The sequence below is a fragment of the Methylocaldum sp. 14B genome (assembly GCF_002005105.1).
In the GTDB taxonomy this organism is placed as follows: domain Bacteria; phylum Pseudomonadota; class Gammaproteobacteria; order Methylococcales; family Methylococcaceae; genus Methylocaldum.
Map to the genome: position 1 here is coordinate 1 of NZ_MSCV01000024.1, position 19,954 is coordinate 19,954.

Annotated in this window: 17 protein-coding genes, 1 tRNA gene and 1 CRISPR repeat array; of the genes, 5 read left to right on the plus strand and 13 right to left on the minus strand. The window is 55.2% G+C overall.

From position 1 onward, the window contains the following. Positions 1-38 precede the first annotated feature (38 nt). Positions 39-1,802: a CRISPR direct-repeat array (repeat unit 37 nt; unit sequence GTTTCAATCCACTCCCGGCTATTAAGCCGGGAGATAC). A gap of 190 nt (positions 1,803-1,992) precedes the next feature. The 10 genes from cas2 to B2A78_RS16665 form a co-directional block, all read right to left on the minus strand. Then, complete coding sequence (cas2, locus tag B2A78_RS16615) at positions 1,993-2,283, minus strand: CRISPR-associated endonuclease Cas2 (protein ID WP_077731135.1); 291 nt, start codon at positions 2,281-2,283, stop codon at positions 1,993-1,995. A 7-nt stretch (positions 2,284-2,290) separates the two neighbouring features. Then, entirely contained in the window at positions 2,291-3,325 is a 1,035-nt protein-coding gene (cas1c, locus tag B2A78_RS16620; protein WP_077731136.1) for a type I-C CRISPR-associated endonuclease Cas1c, read from the minus strand. Next, the gene (gene cas4 / locus B2A78_RS16625; protein WP_077731137.1) at positions 3,322-3,963 is read right to left on the minus strand and encodes a CRISPR-associated protein Cas4; all 642 of its coding nucleotides are present in this window, start codon (positions 3,961-3,963) and stop codon (positions 3,322-3,324) included. The genes cas1c and cas4 overlap by 4 nt, the downstream gene beginning before the upstream one ends. Then, the gene (cas7c, locus tag B2A78_RS16630; RefSeq protein WP_077731138.1) at positions 3,960-4,955 is read right to left on the minus strand and encodes a type I-C CRISPR-associated protein Cas7/Csd2; all 996 of its coding nucleotides are present in this window, start codon (positions 4,953-4,955) and stop codon (positions 3,960-3,962) included. Before cas7c ends, cas4 begins: the two co-directional genes overlap by 4 nt. A gap of 24 nt (positions 4,956-4,979) precedes the next feature. Continuing rightward, on the minus strand, positions 4,980-6,731 hold the full coding sequence (cas8c, locus tag B2A78_RS16635; RefSeq protein WP_077731139.1) for a type I-C CRISPR-associated protein Cas8c/Csd1: 1,752 nt from the start codon (positions 6,729-6,731) through the stop codon (positions 4,980-4,982). Beyond that, positions 6,724-7,461, minus strand: coding sequence for a type I-C CRISPR-associated protein Cas5c (gene cas5c, locus B2A78_RS16640; protein WP_077731140.1), 738 nt, complete (start codon positions 7,459-7,461; stop codon positions 6,724-6,726). The genes cas8c and cas5c overlap by 8 nt, the downstream gene beginning before the upstream one ends. Positions 7,462-7,561: 100 nt before the next feature. Next, on the minus strand, positions 7,562-9,859 hold the full coding sequence (locus B2A78_RS16645) for a CRISPR-associated endonuclease Cas3'' (RefSeq protein ID WP_168175461.1): 2,298 nt from the start codon (positions 9,857-9,859) through the stop codon (positions 7,562-7,564). A gap of 77 nt (positions 9,860-9,936) precedes the next feature. Continuing rightward, positions 9,937-10,359, minus strand: coding sequence for a type II toxin-antitoxin system VapC family toxin (locus B2A78_RS16650; protein WP_077731142.1), 423 nt, complete (start codon positions 10,357-10,359; stop codon positions 9,937-9,939). Next, the gene (locus tag B2A78_RS16655) at positions 10,356-10,652 is read right to left on the minus strand and encodes a type II toxin-antitoxin system Phd/YefM family antitoxin (protein WP_077731143.1); all 297 of its coding nucleotides are present in this window, start codon (positions 10,650-10,652) and stop codon (positions 10,356-10,358) included. Before B2A78_RS16655 ends, B2A78_RS16650 begins: the two co-directional genes overlap by 4 nt. Positions 10,653-11,025: 373 nt before the next feature. Further along, a complete protein-coding gene (locus B2A78_RS16665) occupies positions 11,026-11,994 on the minus strand; it encodes a WYL domain-containing protein (RefSeq protein WP_077731145.1) in 969 nt (322 codons plus the stop codon). Positions 11,995-12,205: 211 nt separating this feature from the next. Between B2A78_RS16665 and groES the strand changes: the two genes are divergently transcribed. Both groES and groL read left to right on the plus strand, forming a co-directional pair. Next, positions 12,206-12,496, plus strand: coding sequence for a co-chaperone GroES (gene groES / locus B2A78_RS16670; protein WP_077731211.1), 291 nt, complete (start codon positions 12,206-12,208; stop codon positions 12,494-12,496). 42 nt (positions 12,497-12,538) lie between these two features. Then, positions 12,539-14,176: a chaperonin GroEL gene (gene groL / locus B2A78_RS16675; protein ID WP_077731146.1), complete on the plus strand. Its 1,638-nt coding sequence runs from the start codon at positions 12,539-12,541 to the stop codon at positions 14,174-14,176. 376 nt (positions 14,177-14,552) lie between these two features. Here the strand turns inward: groL and B2A78_RS16680 are convergent, their stop codons facing one another. The 3 genes from B2A78_RS16680 to B2A78_RS16690 all read right to left on the minus strand — a co-directional run bounded on the left by B2A78_RS16680 (position 14,553) and on the right by B2A78_RS16690 (position 17,127). Next, a complete protein-coding gene (locus tag B2A78_RS16680) occupies positions 14,553-15,755 on the minus strand; it encodes a fatty acid desaturase (RefSeq protein WP_077731147.1) in 1,203 nt (400 codons plus the stop codon). Positions 15,756-15,999: 244 nt separating this feature from the next. Next, entirely contained in the window at positions 16,000-16,548 is a 549-nt protein-coding gene (locus B2A78_RS16685) for a Slp family lipoprotein (protein WP_276205404.1), read from the minus strand. A 33-nt stretch (positions 16,549-16,581) separates the two neighbouring features. Continuing rightward, positions 16,582-17,127: a Slp family lipoprotein gene (locus B2A78_RS16690; protein ID WP_166642486.1), complete on the minus strand. Its 546-nt coding sequence runs from the start codon at positions 17,125-17,127 to the stop codon at positions 16,582-16,584. A 229-nt stretch (positions 17,128-17,356) separates the two neighbouring features. Between B2A78_RS16690 and B2A78_RS16695 the strand changes: the two genes are divergently transcribed. From B2A78_RS16695 to infC, 3 genes are all read left to right on the plus strand, one after another. Continuing rightward, positions 17,357-17,433, plus strand: a tRNA-Val gene (locus B2A78_RS16695). A 53-nt stretch (positions 17,434-17,486) separates the two neighbouring features. After that, complete coding sequence (gene thrS, locus B2A78_RS16700; RefSeq protein WP_077731212.1) at positions 17,487-19,403, plus strand: threonine--tRNA ligase; 1,917 nt, start codon at positions 17,487-17,489, stop codon at positions 19,401-19,403. 21 nt (positions 19,404-19,424) lie between these two features. Then, positions 19,425-19,949: a translation initiation factor IF-3 gene (gene infC / locus B2A78_RS16705; protein ID WP_077731150.1), complete on the plus strand. Its 525-nt coding sequence runs from the start codon at positions 19,425-19,427 to the stop codon at positions 19,947-19,949. Positions 19,950-19,954 lie beyond the last annotated feature (5 nt).

The window sequence follows — 19,954 nt, forward strand, 5'->3', positions numbered from 1 at the left end:
ACGCGCGCTTCTGCCCATAAAATTAAATGGGCAATCATGTTTCAATCCACTCCCGGCTATTAAGCCGGGAGATACACGATTTCATGACGCATTACGTGACGGCGAATTGGTTTCAATCCACTCCCGGCTATTAAGCCGGGAGATACGCATTTTGGAGTTACACGAGAAACGCATTAAGCGGGTTTCAATCCACTCCCGGCTATTAAGCCGGGAGATACGATAGCGCTGTAATGCAGAAGGAACTAGCCGAGAAGTTTCAATCCACTCCCGGCTATTAAGCCGGGAGATACGCGGAGGAATCCGGAGCCACCGCGCCATCTCCGTGTTTCAATCCACTCCCGGCTATTAAGCCGGGAGATACTCGTATGGACTGGTTCCAACGGTTTTTTGGAACAAGTTTCAATCCACTCCCGGCTATTAAGCCGGGAGATACAGTATTGCCAGCGGATTCTTATGCAGCGGCAGGATGTTTCAATCCACTCCCGGCTATTAAGCCGGGAGATACCTCGCGCTTCAAGCTCGCGAGGCGATAGTTTTCTGTAGTTTCAATCCACTCCCGGCTATTAAGCCGGGAGATACTCGAGGATGGAGTTATACAAACAAGCATATCCAGTTTCAATCCACTCCCGGCTATTAAGCCGGGAGATACCGTTGATTGCTATGTCTCCGTCGTCGTTCCGATTGTTTCAATCCACTCCCGGCTATTAAGCCGGGAGATACTTTCGATATTACAACAGCGTTCGATTATCCCTGAGAAGTTTCAATCCACTCCCGGCTATTAAGCCGGGAGATACCATCACGGTGTTCGTCGGAATCCATGCCGTGACGGGTTTCAATCCACTCCCGGCTATTAAGCCGGGAGATACTCCGTTCGGGACGCGGTAGCCCAGGACGTTGAGCGGTTTCAATCCACTCCCGGCTATTAAGCCGGGAGATACGAAATCCGGGTTCGTGAACTGTTTTCCGTCCAGTGTTTCAATCCACTCCCGGCTATTAAGCCGGGAGATACCGCCAATCGACATAGGCCCATAGCCGAGGCACAGCGTTTCAATCCACTCCCGGCTATTAAGCCGGGAGATACCGATGTTGCCGAACAGGTTCTGAGCGTCGATTTCAGTTTCAATCCACTCCCGGCTATTAAGCCGGGAGATACCTGAGACCTGGTGTAGATAAATAGTGATCGTCCAGTTTCAATCCACTCCCGGCTATTAAGCCGGGAGATACGTCCGTAAAGTTCCACCACTCCGACTTGATTGTTGTTTCAATCCACTCCCGGCTATTAAGCCGGGAGATACGCGCCACTCGAACGCCCGCGCGGTGTAATCTCCGATGTTTCAATCCACTCCCGGCTATTAAGCCGGGAGATACATCTTCCCAGGGTGACTCGTCGATACCGCAAAGCCGGTTTCAATCCACTCCCGGCTATTAAGCCGGGAGATACCCGCTGTACGCGACGATCTCGCCGACCGGCTCGAGTTTCAATCCACTCCCGGCTATTAAGCCGGGAGATACATGATTGGACTGGCCGTGTACACTGATTACGCGGGTTTCAATCCACTCCCGGCTATTAAGCCGGGAGATACCAGGCCGAACCCGTAGGCGAACCGCAGCGGGTCTTGAGTTTCAATCCACTCCCGGCTATTAAGCCGGGAGATACAGCACTTAAACACTAAGCATTCAAAATTGATTTGGAGTTTCAATCCACTCCCGGCTATTAAGCCGGGAGATACCGCTTATTTTCCCGCAGCTCGAAGGAATTGGCGAAGTTTCAATCCACTCCCGGCTATTAAGCCGGGAGATACAGCCTTTCGGCAAAGCAAGAATAAATCAGGAAAAAACGGCAGGAAAGCGCGAACGGGAGGACCGGGAGTGTCAAAGCCGGAAGAAATTTTGAATTCTTGGCAACGAAAGGGAATAAAGTCATAAGTTTATGGTCTGCGCGAATGTCCCGGCATTTTGCCATTGCTTCCAGTTCGCGCATCGGCAGAGCACTCATACGATCAAGGTATCCGTAAAGTCGACCGCCTTGAACTTGCCGAATTCCATGACGTTTTTTTCAAGCGGCTCTACGATGCGGTAAATCCGCAAGCTGTCTTCCTCTTCATTGATGATGTCCAGCAGGTCGTTCTTCAAGATTTCCAGTTGCATCGGCTCGACCTTGCACTCGAACACCGATTTTTGCACACGCTGACCGTAGTTGAGGCAGACCTTGGCGACTCGCCGGAGCCGTCGGCGGCCTTCCGAGGTTTCGGTCGAGACGTCGTAACTGACCAGAAGCAACATGTTTACCTCAGCGGTTCAGGAAGGGAACGTAGTGCGGGATATCGCCGCGTAGATAGCGGGCCAACAGCCTCGCCTGCAATTGCGCCAAGAGACCGATGGATACCTCGGCATCCAGCACCGGATGCTTCAAGGTTTCCTGCTTGCGGGTTTGATACGCGGCGATCACGGTCTTCCGGCCGCTGTCGTTGAGCAGCACCGCACCGCCTTCCCGTTCGTCGAAATCCTTGGGTTGAATCTGGCCGCGATTGATCAGGGTCAGCGCGAGCCGATCGCACAGGGGCGCGCGGAATTCCTCCAACAAATCGAGCGCCAGTGCCGGACGCCCCGGCCGAACCGCGTGAAGGAATCCCAGTTGCGGATCGAGCCCGACCGTTTCCAGCGCCGATCGGCAGTCGGCCAGCTTCAAGGCGTAGAGAAACGAGATCAGAGCATTGAAGCGGTCTCGCGGCGGGCGGCGGTTTCGGGTCGAGAAAGGAAAAGCTTCGCGGGCCGACGGCTTCATCAGATAGGGCAGGGCATCGAAGTAAATGCGCGCGGAATCGCCTTCGAGCCCCCGCAACGTGTCGAGATTGTCCGCTTGGGGGATCTTGCGGATCTGATTGGCGATGAGACGCGCCGCCTGAACCAGTGCGTCCCGCTCCGGCGGGCTGTCGGTTTCCCGTGCACCCCGCATGAGCACCTGGCGGCTGTTGCGCAGCTTGCCGGCGACGGTGGCGCGGGCGATTGCCAGCGTTTGCGACTCGTCGTCGGCCGCCCGATACTGGGCCTGGCGCAGCAGCACGTTGCCGTTGACCGGGCCTTCGAGCCGTGCCTTGAAGCGTCCCGACCGGTCCAGCCAAACGATGGAGCGGCCATCCTCCGCGCAGCGCCCCAGCAGTGCCGGGCTCAGCATTACATGATCGAACAGCACGAAGGCTCCCAAATGATGCAGCGGTACCTGTAGCCGTTTTTCCTCTTCGATCATCACACACACGGTTTCGCCTTCGAGGCGCAAGTATGCATCCGGCGTGGTGATGTAAAGGGTGTTGAGAAGAACGGTCATACGGCGTCCTCTTCAGGCTGGAACAGACCGGCTGCCAATTTCGATACATGGGCAACCGCCCGCAGAAGCTCCGGTTCGCATATCGTCTTGAGAGAGCATTCCCCGCAACGCCGTGAGTCCTCGATAGGAGGTGGGCTGACGCCTGCGGCAAGCATCGAGCGAATTGCTGAGGCCGTCTCTTTCACCAGCGAGCGAAGGGAATCGTCGATAATCACTTCGCGCCGTCGTCGCGATTTTTGGTGAAAGATCGCTCCCTTGGGCGCGAGTTTGCCGGTTATTTCTTCCACGCACATGGCTTGAGCTGCGAGCTGCAGGTCATCGTTTAGCCAGCGCCGTTTGGGACCGTGCTTGTATTCCACGGGATAAATCGTTCCGTCATCTCGAAACTCCAGTACGTCGCATTTCCCGGTCAGCCCCAAGCGATCCGACCAAACGGGTACCGCATACTCGACCCGGACATCGGCTTTGTGTTCATAGCCGGCGTTATCGACCCGTTCGTGTTCCCGCGATCCGCTCACGGTATGCACGTTGTCCGTGAACTCGCCCTCACCGTGAATGAGGAAGCAGCGCCGCGCGCAATAGGCGTATTGGTTGAGAGCGGAGAGGGGGATGAGATCAGGTGGTTTTGTGTCGGTCATTGCTTGACCAACGCCCCGCGTTCAGCGTCCCACATCCAGAGTTCTACACCGGCGGGGATCCTATCTGCGCGGACATTGATTTCGTAATCGTTGAAGCGACGGGGCGATGCCGTCTCAAGTTGTTTCTTCAGCCAAATCTCGATTACTTTGCCTTCCTCCGGGGTCCTGCCAATATCCAGCAGCTTGTGAGCGGGAGCGCAACCGAGCATCGCTTGGCGTTTGCGCTGTTCCAGATTCGAATCGGTGCCGACATGCTTGAACACGTAAAGGCCGCGACACGACATAAAACCCTTGCTGGCGGAACGGTCATGGTCGTACATATTGGCGAGCGCCTCCCAAAACAAGGCCAAATCGTCGTCGCCGAAGCCTGTATCTTGGGCTAGATTGGCGCTGATGAAACCCTTGGCAGCATAGAGACCATAGGGAATCAGGTTTTTGCGGCCCATGGTGCGGAGTTTGTCTTCGGGCTGTTCTTCCTCCCACTGCTGAAATTCCGCCGACGTTTTTGCGCCTTTGACGTCCTCGGCAACGGCCATGCGCGTAATGGAAATATCCAGCGGCAGGACCGGGTCGAGCGATCGGGCGAAAGTGAATTGGACCGGGCCGCGTACCTGACCAGCGTTAGTGCCGGTGCTCATTACGGCGCCGAATGTGCGTACGTCGAAAAAGCTTTGGCACATCCATTTCCTAGCTTCGCCGACCTTTTTCTTGGACGCTCCTTTTTCCGGGATACCCCCGGTTTCTTCATGCGCCTTAAGTATCGGCCGGTTCATATTGGTGGCATGCTCCACCAGAATGGCGTTGGGCATCTGGTTATTTCGCGCTATCTGTACATAGTTCCGCACCCGCCGTTTCAAAGCGACATCCGAAACCAGTCCTCGCATATCTTCGGGATCGATCCTGGGCGCATTGCCCGCATCCGGGTCGCCGTTGGGGTTGCCGTTTTCGCAGTCGAACAGAAACAGGAATTCGTAACGGTTTACGATAGCCATAGTCCGTGATCCTTGTCGTTGTTGTTAGTCTTGTGATTCGGGTGAAGTGCTTTGATCAGTCTCTATGCCTGAATTTCTATTGCCATTGCCTTTGCCGGCATTCAATGCGGCGAGCTGCTGGTAATAACCGAGGGCGAACAGGCTTTGATTTTCCAAGGTCAAGGTGCCTGGAATTTGGTCGCGAATCCGGCTCATTACGTCGGCGATCTGGTTTTCGTACCACCACGCCAAGCCTCCCTCCAGCTTGCTTAAATGATTTTTGGCGTTCGCGGCCAATCGTCCCAATACCAGTCCCGGCGTTTGGCTGGCGGCCGTGTAGTAGCGTTGCACGACACCGGCGCCGACATCGCCCAGAGCGGCTCGTTGCAGTCTAGCGAAGACGGCCAGCAAACGGCCGCAGTGATAGGCGGAGTTTGGATGTTCCGGATTCAAATATGCGCTCATGGCTCGATCTCCTTGTCGGATGTGAAAGGCTTTCAAGAGACCCATGCGGGGATGGGATGCGAGGTTGTGGTTGATGACGTCGATGCGGGCGCGCAGAACCGCTTGCGCCAAAGCGAAGGTTGGAATCGGCGCGCCGGTTATCGCCGCTCGCCAAAGCTGTTGGAGCCAGGGCGAAGGTAAATCCTTGAGATCGCGGACCAAGCTTCCGGCTACAGCGAGAAACTTGGGCGATTTGGCCACGCTTTTGCCATCGCGGGTAACGATGGCCAAGTCATCGAACCAATTACCAACACGCTCAGTAAGCTCCTCGAAACAGCCCTGCATTACGTCCCGCACCATGACTCTGCCGGCTTGGCCGGATAGCATCAGGGCGACATAACGATTGTTGGCAAGGTCGGGGGGGCGCTTGCCCTCGCGGATGGCTTCTAGCAGATCGCGGGCCAGGGCTTCGGCGCCTGCGGCGGTCAGTTCCGGTGCTTCGGTTATCCAGCTGAGCGGATTCTCTTCATCAGGTAGTTCGGGAGTCTCGGTGTACCAATAGACGGCAAGAGTGTTGGCGAGTTTGACGCTCTTTTTGGCGATGAGCTGTTTGAGGGTTTCCGTGTAGGCCGTTGCGATTTCCTCGGACATGGCGGCGTTGGCCGATTGATCCAGTCCGTAGGATTGAAATGCGGCTTTGTCGAAACCCACCAGGACGTCACCGGCAGGGAGACCCCCTACGCTTGCCAAGCCGCTGATTTTGGGATGAGTAGGGGCTGGCTCGATCAGTTCCCCGGTAACGAGACAGCGCATCGGCGATGCTTTTCTACCTTTTGCGGTTCGTAGGCCCGAGCGGAATGTCCGCCACCAGTTCCGCCATTCGTCTCGTTCTAAGGGAGTGATGGAGTCGATACGCAGCGTTGCGGTTTCGGTGAACTTGGCTTTAGCTCCGCGCAGTTCTTCCCGAATTGCTGCCAGCGCCTCGGGATTTTCTAGAAGGCTCGCCGCAACAGTCAAATACGGCGCATGCTCCGCGGCCTGCTTAAGTAGATGAATGAAATACGCGTGCTTTGCTTCGAACTTGGCTTTCTCTTTTTCGTCGGCTTTCGGATCAAGATACAGAGCGACAGTAGGGAGTCCTTCGATCAGGAAATGACTGCGTACCTCACCGCCGCCGACCAATTCGGGTTGGGTCAGATTCGGGCAGGAAGAAAATGTACGGCCTCTGCCTTCGCCTAAAGAGACCAGCCCGGTAAATTGCCCTTCGCTCGTGCAGGTAATCAGCCATTTGACGGTCTTTTCGGAAAAGCCTGGCTCGGAGTTACCGGCTTGCTTAAGAACCGAATCAAGCATGTCCGGCTTCCTCGTTCTTACGGACTTCGGAACTGTTATAGGGCGGAATTTCGATCACTCCGCGTGACATTCGAGCGTGGAATACGCTGATGGAGGGTTTTCCGAAAGAATCGTTGGCAAGATTCAAGTCGAATACGTCATACAGCATCCAACCCAAATCCAAATCGAGGCCGATTGCTGGTTTCCGCGGAGAGGTCTCGTCGACGGGTTCGAAATAAGCCGGGAATTCGCGGCAGCCGAAATAGGGCTGGTAAAAGCATTTGCCGGTTCGTGCACGGCGGGCGAATTGTTCGTCGAGTTCGCGAATGTCGTGGGTTTCGTGTCGTAACCGAATATGGGCGTGAATCCGGTAGCGCACGTCTTGAAGCGCCATGGTTTGCCTTTGTGTGCGCCCTTTCTGATCGGTGCCGAGGGAGTCCCGATCGCCGTCCGCCCACAATGGTTCGGGTTCCTCTCTTCGTTCCATCCATGCCCACAGCGTGCGTTCGCTGGGAGCTTTGTCTTTTACTTCATTGCGGCGCAGAGCGACGTATTTCGGAAATGCCAAAACTTCTACCCGCTCTATTTGCCAGTAGAACCCGTAACTCCGTTTGAAATAAATCGCGTCGAAGATGCCGCGGGCGGCGGACGGCGTAATGACGGGGTAACTGAAGCGCTCGACCTTCATTTCCGGCCTGGTGAAGCAAGCGAAATCGCCCCACACTTCCAAGCAGTGCGTTTGTCCACGCATGAGTAATCCCCCCTTTGTCATAATTCGAACGAGCAATGCACTCGATCAATTGTAGTAGTGAGTCTTATTCGGCGGCTGATGACTGATTTAATCGCATGGTTCATGCAATCCACAAATTCAAGCTTTCCGGCGGCATGAAACCCAATTGCGGATGATAGTGCTCGGATTTCGCGGCGATATACCATTCTTCTTGTCGCCCCCGTCGCCCTTTTTTCAGAGTCTGAACTTCCAACAGACTGTCCCATACCGGGCTACCAGATTCGGGGCGAAACAGGCTGACAGCGAGCGGTCGTGCCTTTCTGATGAACTCTCCGGTTAATCCGGTTTCTTCCGCCATCCGGAGGAGTTCTTCGAACAAGGCCATTTCTCCCTGGTAGGGCACTATTACGTTAATGGCATCCTGTTCGATCAGGCGGTAAGTGCGAGCAACATCCGGAAAGGAGCCTTCCCGGACATATTGGAGGAGTTCCTCCGTTTTTTTCGAAGCCTCCGGTTTTCCGATGTCGTAAAGCTCCCGATAGTAGGCCGTGATGAAATCGGGGTTATCCAATGTCATGCCTTCCGGCCCGAACCGCTGTAACAGCATCTTGGTGATTTGCGCAGCTTGGCGGTAACCGCCCGGTGGATAGTTTTCGTCTTCGGGCATGAATATCCGCAGCTCTCCCAAATCGACGAGTCTTCCCTCTCGGTTGCAACGGCCTTCAGCTTGGATGATAGCTTCGAGCGGGCCATAAGCGCGAAAAACCGATGGGAAGTCCAGGTCCACACCGGCTTCCACGCATTGGGTGGCGATCAGGCGTACTGGTTTATCCGTGGCAAGCCGTTCACGGATATCCGCCAACAACACTTGCCGGTGCGCAGGGCAAAGATTTGTGGAAAGGTGAAAGGTATTCGGATCGTCGAACTCTTCCCAAAGCTTACGCGCGTGACGCTTGAGATTGACGATGCACAGGATTTGCTGTTTTTCACGGATTTGCTCGGCCAATTCCGGCCAAACTACGGGCTGGCTTGGATCAGCCCATATTCTTTTAACTCGCTGCATCGGTGTAAATAGGCGCTCCGGTGCCGGAACGACTTTTTGAGGCTGCCAGTCCGCTGGCGCATGCGTTCGAACATGGGCGTGCAAATGCTCGAACGCCGGCTGCGTTGCCGTCGCGAACACGACGCTGCTCTTATGGGCGTGAGCCAAGTGAGTAAGCGTCGCCAGCGTCGGTACTGCCAGCGGCGCGGGCAGCGTTTGGACCTCGTCAAACAGAATCACGGACCGGGGCAGGCGGTGAAGCTTGCGGCAGGCGGACGGCCGGTTCGAAAACAATGATTCCAACATCTGCACGCTGGTCGTAACGATGATCGGCGCATCCCAGTTCTCCGAGAGTTGTCGCCGTCGGCGTTCGTCGGAGTCACCAAATTCCCCCTCCGCATCGGACCCGCACTCTTCCTTCCCCAAACCGGCCAGCGAGTGATGTTCCAAGACATAGTCGGTACCGAAGTGCGGTTCGAACAGACTTCGGTAAATGGCAGCCGTCTGTTCGATGATCGAGAGATACGGGATGACGACGACCACCCGTCGTAATTCGTATTTCGCAGCATGCGCCAGGGCGAAGGCGAGCATGGCGAGGGTTTTTCCGCTGCCGGTCGGTGCCGTCAGTGTGAATAGCCCCGGCGGATGTTCCGCGGCGCTCAGGCAGTCGTCGCGCAGCCATTGTTGGACTTTTGCCACTCCGGGATCGGCCTTCGAACTGCGGCCGAGTTTGTCGATATGGGCCAGCAGAATTTCCAGCGCATCGCTAGCTTGCAACTTCGGCCCGTCCGGCCGGTGGCGCTTGCCGTCCGGTCCGCCTTGGAAATGTGCTTCGGTGTCGAGGAAATCGGCATCGACCAGGGCGGAGAACAGCAGGCGAATGTCGAGCATAAGATCGAAGCCCGATCTGATTTCCGTTCCACAGACAGTTTTCTCGGGCTTTGCCGGAGTCAGACCGTCGGCGAGGAGGCGTGATTTGAGGGTTGCCAGATCCGTTTCACTCAAACTGAGTTGTTGGGGATGGCTTTGAACGAGCTTGGTCGGGTTTAGTTTCGCCAACTCGGACCCGCGCAAGTATTGCAGGCCAATGTGATGACCTTGAATCGCCAGCGCCGCAGCGACGGCTTGATAGTCCTTTTGTAGCGCCAGCCAAGCACCTATCGACCAGTGATCCAGTCCATGGTCCTTTCCTTCAAGCCGTGCCTGAAACCGATCGCCATATTTCCCGAGGTCGTGCAAGAGCCCGGCAAGGCCGGCTTCGTCCGCGAAGCTGGAAGCTTCCGCGAATTTTCCTGCGAGTTTCGAAACGTCCCGCAAATGCTCTGCTAGTGGATGCTTGGATCCGGCCTTGTTATCGCTGTGTGCATAGTAGATCACCGCACCTCCATACATTTACATGGACTCCAATAAGGGATTTGGGCCTTTTACATCGTCTTCGGGCAATGTGATTTCCTTCAGCCCGCCAAACCGAAAACTTTGAGATAACCTTCCCGCGCATACTCGGCGATCTTCTCGTCGGCGGTCATCAGATGCAGCCCCTTGACTCGCGCAATAGCGATAAGAAAACGATCAGCGGGATCGCCGTGGATCGATCCGGGAAGCTGGGTGCTTTCCACCGCGCTTTCGGCATCCAGAGGCAGTGATCGAAGCCCCGGTAGAGCCGTTGCGTGCTCGACCCAAACATTGAACGCCGCCGAGAGCGTAAGTCTGCGTTTGTTCTGCAACATGCCGATTTCCCAAATGGAAATCGTGGAAACGAATAGTCTCGACTGTCGGCGCATGGCTTCGATATGTGCGACCGCATCCGCCGGCAAGCGCTCGGAATTGCCTTCCGCGTACCAAAGCCACGCGTGGGTATCCAGCAACAGTCCGTTCATTTATTTGCCCGGCATCCATCGTTGGGTTGTCCACCCGGCGCGAGATCACGGTAGAGATCATCCTCGTCGCCCGTTAACGCGCTCCAGGGTTCGTCGATAGGGGAAACGACATCGCCCAGAACGGTGACCGTGCCTTTCATGTAACCGAATTGGGTTTCCGACGGTTCTTCGATCGGTACCAGTTTGGCAATCGGTTTGCCTCGCTTGGTGATGACGACGGGCTCATGGGTTTTGCTGACCTCGTCCATCAGTTTCAAACATTTGGCTTTGAATTCCGCTGCGGTGATTTCCATGATTGATACCTCGATACTATATGACCAGTTAATATGGTCATTGTATCGAATTCTCGGCTTGGTATTTATCGTGCCGTTCCGTGCTTGTTTCTTAGTTCAAGCTGCTGAGTTTGATACCGCGTCGGATGTACGTCGGAATATCGTAGTTGACGCGCGCCGAAGCATCCGGCGTTTGGCGGGATAACGGGCTCGGCTGTAAAGGACAGGCGGGATGGCTGGTGGCGGAGCTTGCAGAAGCCCGAGCGTTCCGGATTTTGCGGATGGAAGAGAAGACGTTGAACATGATCGTATCTCCGATGGGTGTAACGACGGAGATACTCTACGACAGGTAGTCGCTCAGGGCGTGAGCCACTAACTCTATCGGTAAAAATTTTTATTCGTAGCGGGCCGCCATTGCCCGAACCGTTTCTTGCAGTTTGCTCCTGAGCGATTCGGGAGCGAGGATTTCGACGTCCGCGCCATGCTTGAGGATGTCCATGATCAGTTCGCGGTCGTCGGCGTAGGGGATTTCGAGGGTGTAACTGCCGTCCGGCTCGAACCGGGTCTTTTGCTTGGGATGCCAGATTTCATGGCTGACCCAGCGCGCGCGTTCGGGCGTAAAACGCAATTCCGCCCAGTGGATTTCGGCGCCGGAGAAGATGCCGTAACCGGATGCCAGTTCTCGATCCAGCTCTTCGTCCGGGATGTCTACGGCGGGTTCGTTGAGCGCCGATGCGGAGCGGAGCGCATCCACGGCGAAGCTTCGGATCGCTTCACGGAGATGGCACCAGGCGTCCAAATACCAGTTTTCGCGGTAGTGGATCAGGCGCTGCGGCGACACCGTGCGTTCGGATGTTTCATCGGTGCTGCGGTTGTAATGGACAATTCGCAGCCGGCGGCGTCTGAGCAGAGCCGTCGCAACCACTTCGAAATGCTGTAGATCCACCGTTCGCCGTGCGACATGGAACACCCGGACCCGTTTTTCGACTTCCTGCCACTCGTGATCGCCGGCGCCGAGCAGGGCATTGAGGCGAGCGAGCAGCGGCTGGATATGCGGTTCGAGCAGTCCGGGCTGAAGGTCTGCGAGCAGTTGGCGCATGGTGAGAAGAGCGTGAATTTCCGAGGCGTTGAACCAAAGGCCGGGCAGCTCGTAGGCCGCATCGCCGCCATGGGGCCCGAAGCGGTAGCCGCGGGTTTTTCGGTCCCAAACGATCGGCGCGTTGAATCGACTACGCATATATTCGATATCACGCTTGAAAGTGGCTGCCGATATACCCAATTCTTCAAGAAACGCCTTTTGAGAGACGTTTTCCCGGTCGCGGATCAGTTGATCGATTTTGTAGAAGCGTTCGGTGCGGTCCATGTTCTTTTCTCGAAGCTGGTTGCGCACGAATCTTAACCCAGGAAAAACGCGGATTCGCGCAGCTCTTCCACATGTGGTGGGGGAGCGTTGATCTTGACATGAAATATTCGACGGCTATGATTAGCACTCGTTTTAGTCGAGTGCTAACAAAGCTAGGGTCTGGTCGACCGCTCGTCAGTCAATACATCATCAGTAGGAACAGGAGAGTATGATGAAAATTCGTCCTTTGAATGACCGTGTTATCGTGAGGCGCCTCGAAGAGGAGCGGACTTCGCCGGGCGGAATCGTGATTCCGGATACGGCTGCGGAAAAACCGATGCGCGGTGAAGTTCTTGCGGTGGGTAACGGCAAGACTCTGGATAACGGGCAAGTGCGCGCGCTGCAAGTCAAAGCGGGCGACAAGGTGCTGTTCGGCAAATATTCCGGCACCGAGGTGAAACTCGATGGCGAGGATATCCTTGTCATGCGCGAAGACGACATCATGGCTGTGCTCGAAGACTGAGCACGCCCGGAATTCAACATCAACCAACGAAGGTAAATCGTAATGGCAGCGAAAGACGTAAGATTCGGTGATGACGCGCGGATCCGCATGGTTCGCGGGGTCAATATTCTGGCACAGGCGGTGAAAGTGACCTTGGGTCCGAAAGGCCGCAATGTGGTGCTCGAAAAGAGTTTCGGCGCGCCGACCGTCACCAAGGACGGCGTATCCGTGGCGAAAGATATCGAGCTCTCCGACAAGTTCGAAAACATGGGCGCTCAGATGGTGAAGGAAGTCGCGTCTCAGACTTCCGATGTCGCGGGCGACGGCACCACCACCGCCACCGTTCTGGCGCAATCGATTCTGGTCGAGGGCCTGAAGGCCGTGGCCGCCGGCATGAATCCTATGGATCTGAAACGCGGTATCGACAAGGCGGTCACCGCCGCCGTCGACGCTATCCACGAGATGTCCGTTCCCTGCACCGACAGCAACGCGATCGCTCAAGTCGGCACCATTTCCGCCAACTCAGACGAGAGCATCGGCAAGATCATTGCCGAAGCGATGGACAAGGTGGGCAAGGAAGGCGTGATCACGGTCGAGGAAGGTTCGGGCCTTGAAAACAGCCTGGATGTCGTCGAAGGTATGCAGTTCGACCGCGGCTATTTGTCGCCGTACTTCATCAACAATCAGCAAAGCATGAGCGCCGAGCTGGAAAACCCGCTGATCCTCATCTGCGAGAAAAAGATTTCCAATATCCGCGACATGCTGCCGGTACTCGAAGGCGTCGCTAAAGCCGGTCGTCCGCTGCTGATCATCGCGGAAGATGTCGAAGGCGAAGCGCTGGCGACCTTGGTCGTCAACAACATGCGCGGCATCATCAAGGTTTGCGCCGTTAAAGCGCCCGGTTTCGGCGATCGCCGTAAAGCCATGTTGGAAGACATCGCTATCCTGACGGGCGGCACCGTAATTTCCGAAGAAGTGGGTCTGAGCCTGGAGAAAGCGAGTCTGAACGATTTGGGCAATGCCAAGAAGGTTCAGATCAGCAAGGAAGAGACCACCATCATCGATGGCGCCGGCGCTAAGGAAAGAATCCAGGGCCGTATCACCCAGATCCGTAAGCAGATCGAAGAGACCACGTCGGACTACGATAGAGAAAAGCTGCAAGAGCGCTTGGCGAAGTTGGCCGGCGGTGTGGCAGTGATCAAGGTCGGCGCGGCCACCGAAGTCGAGATGAAGGAGAAGAAAGCCCGCGTGGAAGACGCGTTGCACGCGACCCGCGCTGCGGTTGAAGAAGGCATCGTGCCGGGCGGCGGCGTGGCTCTGGTCCGCGCTCTGCAAAAGATCAAGGATCTGAAAGGCGTAAACCACGATCAGGATGTCGGCATCAGCATCGCCCGCCGCGCGATGGAAGAGCCGCTGCGCCAGATCGTGGCCAATGCCGGCGACGAGTCGTCCGTGGTTCTGAACAAGGTAGCCGAGGGTTCCGGAAATTTCGGCTACAACGCAGCAACCGGCGAATTCGGCGATATGGTCGCCATGGGCATTCTGGACCCGGCGAAAGTGACCCGTACCGCGCTGCAGAACGCCGGTTCCGTGGCGGGTCTCATGATCACCACTGAGGCAATGGTTGCCGAAGAGCCGAAGGAAGAGACTCCGATGCCGGCAGGCATGGGTGGAATGGGCGGCATGGGCGACATGATGTAATCGCCGACCGATCATTTAAGTGTAAAAAAGCCCCATCTTCGGATGGGGCTTTTTTTTGAAGCATTTTCAGCTTTGGGCCCGTGTCCTTGGCATCGCTGTCCAAAGCTACATGGATAAACCCGCGGAAATGCTTATTCCGGCTTACAGCGCTGCACGACTTGTAAGTCGAAAATCCTTTTTCTACGCAATGGGTTTGTCGCTATGGATTGCCGACCTAAGGACCGGTGCGCCAAGTAAATCGGGGATTCTTATCAATCGCAAATGATCGTTGCGGAAGGCCGAGAAAGCCTGATCCTGGATGAACAGGTCGCTACTTTCCCGACCATATCATGACTCACATGAGACGCCGCACGGCAGCATGTGAGTGGTGCTTGGCTTAAGTGCTGGGTAAATAATTGACGGACAGCCGATTTGTAATGGTATAGCCGTGCAACAAGTCGGCAAACTCATGAAGTGATTGGATGCCAGTCTCCTTCGCTCGTTGGCACCACTCTCTGAGCGACTGCACACGTGCTTCGTAGCCGACTGAAGAGTTCGCCCAAAGCTGTTTCAATTCCTCCTTGAATTGGTAAACGGTGTGAAGTGTTTGGCTCAAGTTCAGTGCTCGATCAAGGATGTGGGTGGCGGCCTCATCGAATTGGATATCCTCTCGAACCAAGAGCGGCTTTGCATCGCGGAGCAGGCGTCGGGATGCCGGGAGGGCAGTCTTTAATTCTTGACGCAGGACCGGAAGCACCACGCTACGGCCGTATAAAGCCAGCACATGGACCCGGTTACGCATTACGGCCTGTATTGTCGCCAAATCGATCAATTTCTTGTCGTGAAGAATGCGAATTTTTGGAGCAACCCGGCGAACCGTTGCTAACTTCAATAGTTCCATCAGGCGAATGTAGGCCCACCCGATGTCCAATTCCCACCAACGGGAGGATAGCCGCGCCGAAGAGGGATAGGCATGGTGGTTATTGTGAAGTTCCTCGCCGCCGATCAGTAAGCCTATCGGGAAGAGATTGGTGGACGCATCGCGGGTTTCAAAATTGCGATAACCGGAGAAATGCCCCAGGCCGTTGATTACGCCCGCTGCCCAAAAGGGAATCCAGAGCATTTGTACGGCCCAAATGGTAATGCCGAAGAAGCCGAACAGCGCAACGTCGGCGAGAAACATAAGCGCGACGCCAAGACCGGGGTGCGGCGAGTAAAGTTTTCGCTCCAGCCAGTCATCAGGCGTGCCGTAGCCGTATTGATCCAAGGTTTCCGGATTGGCTGCTTCGGTCCGGTAGAGTTCCGCGCCTTCCCATAAGACCTTGCTTATGCCAAACACGCGAGGGCTATGGGGGTCTTCCGGGGTTTCACATTTGGCGTGGTGTTTGCGATGAATCGCGACCCAGGCCTTGGTGCCCATGCCAGTTGTCAGCCACAGCCAGAGCCGAAAAAAATGGCTGACCGCCGGATGAAGGTCCAAAGCGCGATGCGCCTGGTGGCGATGTAGGAAAATCGTGACGCTGGCAATGGTGATGTGGGTCAGACCGAGCGTAACGGCAATAAGTCCCCACCAGGGGAGGTCGAGTAAACCGTTAATCATTTTTTCACTATAAAAATAAAAAATAAGAGATGGGCATTAACTAACAATCCTTAAGGGGCTGCAAATCTTTCCATAGAGTTGCCTCAAAGAGCACGAATTGGAAAAAGCATCCGCCTTGGCGAATGCACGCGACGCCATTTTGGATAGCATCGAATGGATTTTCAATCCGCACGTTTTCTAACTGGTTTATCGGGTGGGATTGAGTGTTGCAGGGACCGGCAAGACGCGAGGCTATGATCATCGATCAAAAGCCAAATCCAACGCCTAAGCCAATACCGATCCGAGGTCCGGTGTCATATTCGGATAACAGTTTGATCTCCAAAGGACGTAACAACGGAAATGCACGAGTCGCTTCGCCGGTTTCCGTCGTGCGTTCGCCGATGACGCGACCGGCTGCAACAATTCGCCGGCCTTGTTCGTAGATGAGTGTGTCTAAATAGCCGGGATACAATATTAAGAATCGGCCCAATGCGGGCTCACTGAGTTCCGGCTCGCCTCGTCTATCGGTGGGATAGGTCAGTACTTCGACTAACGTGCCTTCCTGTAGATTTTCGGCGCTAAGGATAGTTCCGCCGATGAGAATGGCTTGGCCGATAAACGCTTTTGGGTTATTCAGGACAGTTTCGGGCGAAAGTTTCGGATCGACCTGGTCCATGGTCGCTCGCGACAGTACCGAGCCGCAACCGCTGAGTTGTAGCGTGATCGCAAGTAAGGCGGCCAGGCCGAGAAAGCGGGGCCAGGATATTGGGTAGCCGGATCGGATGTCCTTTTTCGAGATCCGAGATTCTCTCACAGTAGCGTTGCAGCCTTTTGAGTTGAATGAGTCTTACCAATAAGGGTACCAATAAGGGTAATAGCCGGGCCAGCCTCGCCACCAAGGATCGTACCAGTATGGCGTCGGATAATAGGTGTAAGTCGGCCGGTTGGCCCAAAGATGAATTTCCTTGCAACCGATTACCGGGTAGGTGTAGTTGATTTGATCGAGAGGCTTGGTTTCCTTGCCTTGGACCTCTCCGGCGACCGTCACTTCGCGTCCCTTCGCATAGACCGCCGAATCCAGGAAGCGGTTGCAGTGAATCAGGAATCGTCCGGCGGAAGTGTCGACGTCTTCCGGGCGATCCGAACTTTCTAGCGGTTTTTGCAAGACTTCGATTTCGGTGAACTGTGGGCGGTTGCTGGTTTGGACGATCACGCCGCCCAGCATGACCGTCCTGCCTTTGTAGGCGTCGGGGCGGGCGCTGATTTCCGAGAACGATGGCTGCGTTTTCGTCGCCGTCCGAATGGGTTTCGAAAACGGGCTGGTTGCGCACCCCGCTATGCTTAAGAGCGTTATCCATAACAATACTAATCGGAACAACTTCGATCTACCCAAACAAACTTCCGAAATCGAGGTTTCGATCGGTGACATGGCCATGTTTATCACCCTTGCGGAACTGCTTTCCTCTTAATTGGACAGAACTGCTCCTGCCGAATTCACATCTAGTGGCCATCATAACCAATTCCCGTCGTTGCCACCCGTGAAATTTTGCCGCTTAAATGCGATGAGAACGAAAGGCTTTAATTAAACAAAAAATAGCTCTATAATTGCGTCTCTTGATTTTAGGCGCGTAGCTCAGTTGGTTAGAGCACCACCTTGACATGGTGGGGGTCGTTGGTTCAAGTCCAATCGCGCCTACCAATTCCGAAAAGCATCGCTGGGCGATGCTTTTTTTGTTGAAGAGGTTTCGACTGATGCCCGTGATACGTCTGCCGGATGGTTCCGCTCGCACATTCGATCACCCCGTAACGCTTATGGAGGTGGCGCAGTCCATTGGTCCGGGATTGGCTAAGGCGGCATTGGCTGGTCGAATCGACGGGAAACTGGTCGATTTGTCGACTCTTGTCGAACATGACGCCGCAGTCGAAATCGTCACGGGTAAGGACGCGGACGGGCTGGAGATTATTCGCCATTCAACTGCCCATCTGCTGGCTCAGGCCGTTAAGGCGTTGTATCCGAGCGCGCAAGTGACGATCGGTCCGGTGGTGGAAAACGGGTTTTACTACGATTTTGCCTTCGAACGTCCCTTTACGCCGGAAGACCTCGAGGCAATCGAAAAGAAAATGACGGAATTGGCGGCAAAGGCGATTCCCGTCAGGCGGGAGGTGATGCGTCGGGAAGAAGCCGTCAAATTTTTCCGTGACCAGGGCGAGCACTATAAGGCCGAAATTATCGAAGCCATACCTCAGGGCGAGCAAATCTCCCTCTACTCGCAAGGGGATTTTACCGATCTTTGTCGCGGTCCCCATGTGCCGGATACCGGAAAGCTTAGAGCCTTCAAGCTCATGAAGGTGGCGGGTGCCTATTGGCGGGGGGATTCCCGCAATGCCATGCTGCAGCGTGTCTATGGCACCGCCTGGGCCGACAAGAAGGATTTGGACGCCTATCTGCATCGGCTGGAAGAGGCGGATAAGCGCGATCATCGCAAGATCGGCAAGCTGCAGGACCTGTTCCATACTCAGGAGGAAGCTCCCGGAATGGTGTTCTGGCATCCCAATGGATGGGCGCTGTATCAGCAGGTCGAGCAGTACATGCGCCGGGTGTTCCGTGAGAATGGCTATCAAGAAATCCGCTGTCCTCAGATTCTGGACGTAAGCCTTTGGAAAGCTTCGGGCCACTGGGACAACTTTCACGAGAATATGTTTTTTACCGCGTCCGAGAATAGAGAGTATGCGGTAAAGCCCATGAACTGCCCCGGTCACATCCAGGTTTTCAAACAGCATCTGCATAGCTATCGCGAACTGCCGATCCGGTTCGGGGAATTCGGTTCCTGTCATCGCAACGAGCCCTCCGGCACCTTGCACGGGATCATGCGTGTGCGCGGTTTCAATCAGGACGATGGCCATGTTTTTTGTGCCGAGGATCAAATTCAGGCGGAAGTTGTCGCATTCATAGGTGTCTTGCGTAAGGTGTACGCGGATTTCGGCTTTACCGATATCCAGTACAAACTGTCCACGCGCCCGCCCAAGCGGCTCGGCAGCGATGAAATTTGGGATAAGGCCGAAGCTGCGCTGATGGCTGCTTTGGCCGCGCAAGACATCGAATACCAATTGCAGCCCGGTGAGGGAGCTTTCTATGGCCCCAAGATCGAGTTCACGTTGAAGGATGCGATCGGTCGGGTATGGCAGTGCGGGACGATTCAGGTGGATTTCATGATGCCGGGGCGTCTCGGTGCCGAATACGTGGGCGAAGACAATGCCCGCCATACGCCGGTCATGCTGCATAGGGCGATCATAGGATCGATGGAACGCTTCATCGGCATTCTCATCGAGCATTACGCAGGGTATTTTCCGCTTTGGCTGGCGCCGGTTCAGGCGGTGGTGCTCAACATTACCGGAAATCAAGCCGAATATGCCGCCGAATTGGCTGCGGAGCTTGTAAAACAAGGCTTTCGGGTAAAGTCCGACTTGAGAAATGAGAAGATCGGCTTTAAAATCCGCGAGCATACCGTGCAGCGTGTGCCTTATTTATTAATCGTCGGCGATAAAGAACTGGATTCCCGTACCGTTTCTGTTCGTACACAGAAAGGCCAGGATCTAGGCGGTTTCAGCTTGCCGGATTTGATCGGCAAGTTTACCGACGAGGTGGCGAGTCGCGCTGCGTTTCAATAATTGCGTTCGGAGGAATAGGATATCACTGCTGAAAGAAAAGAGCCGCGCCTGAATGAAGAGATCACGGCGCCCACTGTCAGGTTGATCGGACCCGACGGTAATCAAGTAGGAGTCGTGTCGACCAGAGAAGCCAGGCAAATTGCTTATGATGCGAATCTGGATCTGGTCGAGATTTCGCCGGCAGCCGATCCTCCCGTTTGCCGGGTAATGGATTACGGTAAATTCCGTTTTGAGCAGAATAAGAAGCTGCAAGCGGCCAAGAAAAAGCAAAAGCAGATTCAGGTTAAGGAAATCAAATTCCGGCCGGGTACGGACGAGGGCGATTACCAGGTCAAGCTGCGCAATCTCATTCGCTTTCTATCGGACGGCGATAAGGCAAAGGTCACTGTTCGGTTTCGCGGTCGAGAACTGAGTCATCGCGAATTAGGCATTGACCTTCTGAAGCGGATCGAGACGGACCTCGTGGAGCACGCCGTCGTAGAGCAGTTTCCGAAAATGGAAGGTAAGCAGTTAAGCATGACGCTTGCGCCGAAGAGAAAAAAATAATCTTG

What these genes read in the sequence shown, in the direction of transcription:
- cas2 (WP_077731135.1), bottom strand. Translation starts at nt 2,283, where the DNA reads ATGTTGCTTCTGGTCAGTTACGACGTCTCGACCGAAACCTCGGAAGGC.
- cas1c (WP_077731136.1), bottom strand. Translation starts at nt 3,325, where the DNA reads ATGACCGTTCTTCTCAACACCCTTTACATCACCACGCCGGATGCATAC.
- cas4 (WP_077731137.1), bottom strand. Translation starts at nt 3,963, where the DNA reads ATGACCGACACAAAACCACCTGATCTCATCCCCCTCTCCGCTCTCAAC.
- cas7c (WP_077731138.1), bottom strand. Translation starts at nt 4,955, where the DNA reads ATGGCTATCGTAAACCGTTACGAATTCCTGTTTCTGTTCGACTGCGAA.
- cas8c (WP_077731139.1), bottom strand. Translation starts at nt 6,731, where the DNA reads ATGCTTGATTCGGTTCTTAAGCAAGCCGGTAACTCCGAGCCAGGCTTT.
- cas5c (WP_077731140.1), bottom strand. Translation starts at nt 7,461, where the DNA reads ATGCGTGGACAAACGCACTGCTTGGAAGTGTGGGGCGATTTCGCTTGC.
- B2A78_RS16650 (WP_077731142.1), bottom strand. Translation starts at nt 10,359, where the DNA reads ATGAACGGACTGTTGCTGGATACCCACGCGTGGCTTTGGTACGCGGAA.
- B2A78_RS16655 (WP_077731143.1), bottom strand. Translation starts at nt 10,652, where the DNA reads ATGGAAATCACCGCAGCGGAATTCAAAGCCAAATGTTTGAAACTGATG.
- B2A78_RS16665 (WP_077731145.1), bottom strand. Translation starts at nt 11,994, where the DNA reads ATGGACCGCACCGAACGCTTCTACAAAATCGATCAACTGATCCGCGAC.
- groES (WP_077731211.1), top strand. Translation starts at nt 12,206, where the DNA reads ATGAAAATTCGTCCTTTGAATGACCGTGTTATCGTGAGGCGCCTCGAA.
- groL (WP_077731146.1), top strand. Translation starts at nt 12,539, where the DNA reads ATGGCAGCGAAAGACGTAAGATTCGGTGATGACGCGCGGATCCGCATG.
- B2A78_RS16680 (WP_077731147.1), bottom strand. Translation starts at nt 15,755, where the DNA reads ATGATTAACGGTTTACTCGACCTCCCCTGGTGGGGACTTATTGCCGTT.
- thrS (WP_077731212.1), top strand. Translation starts at nt 17,487, where the DNA reads ATGCCCGTGATACGTCTGCCGGATGGTTCCGCTCGCACATTCGATCAC.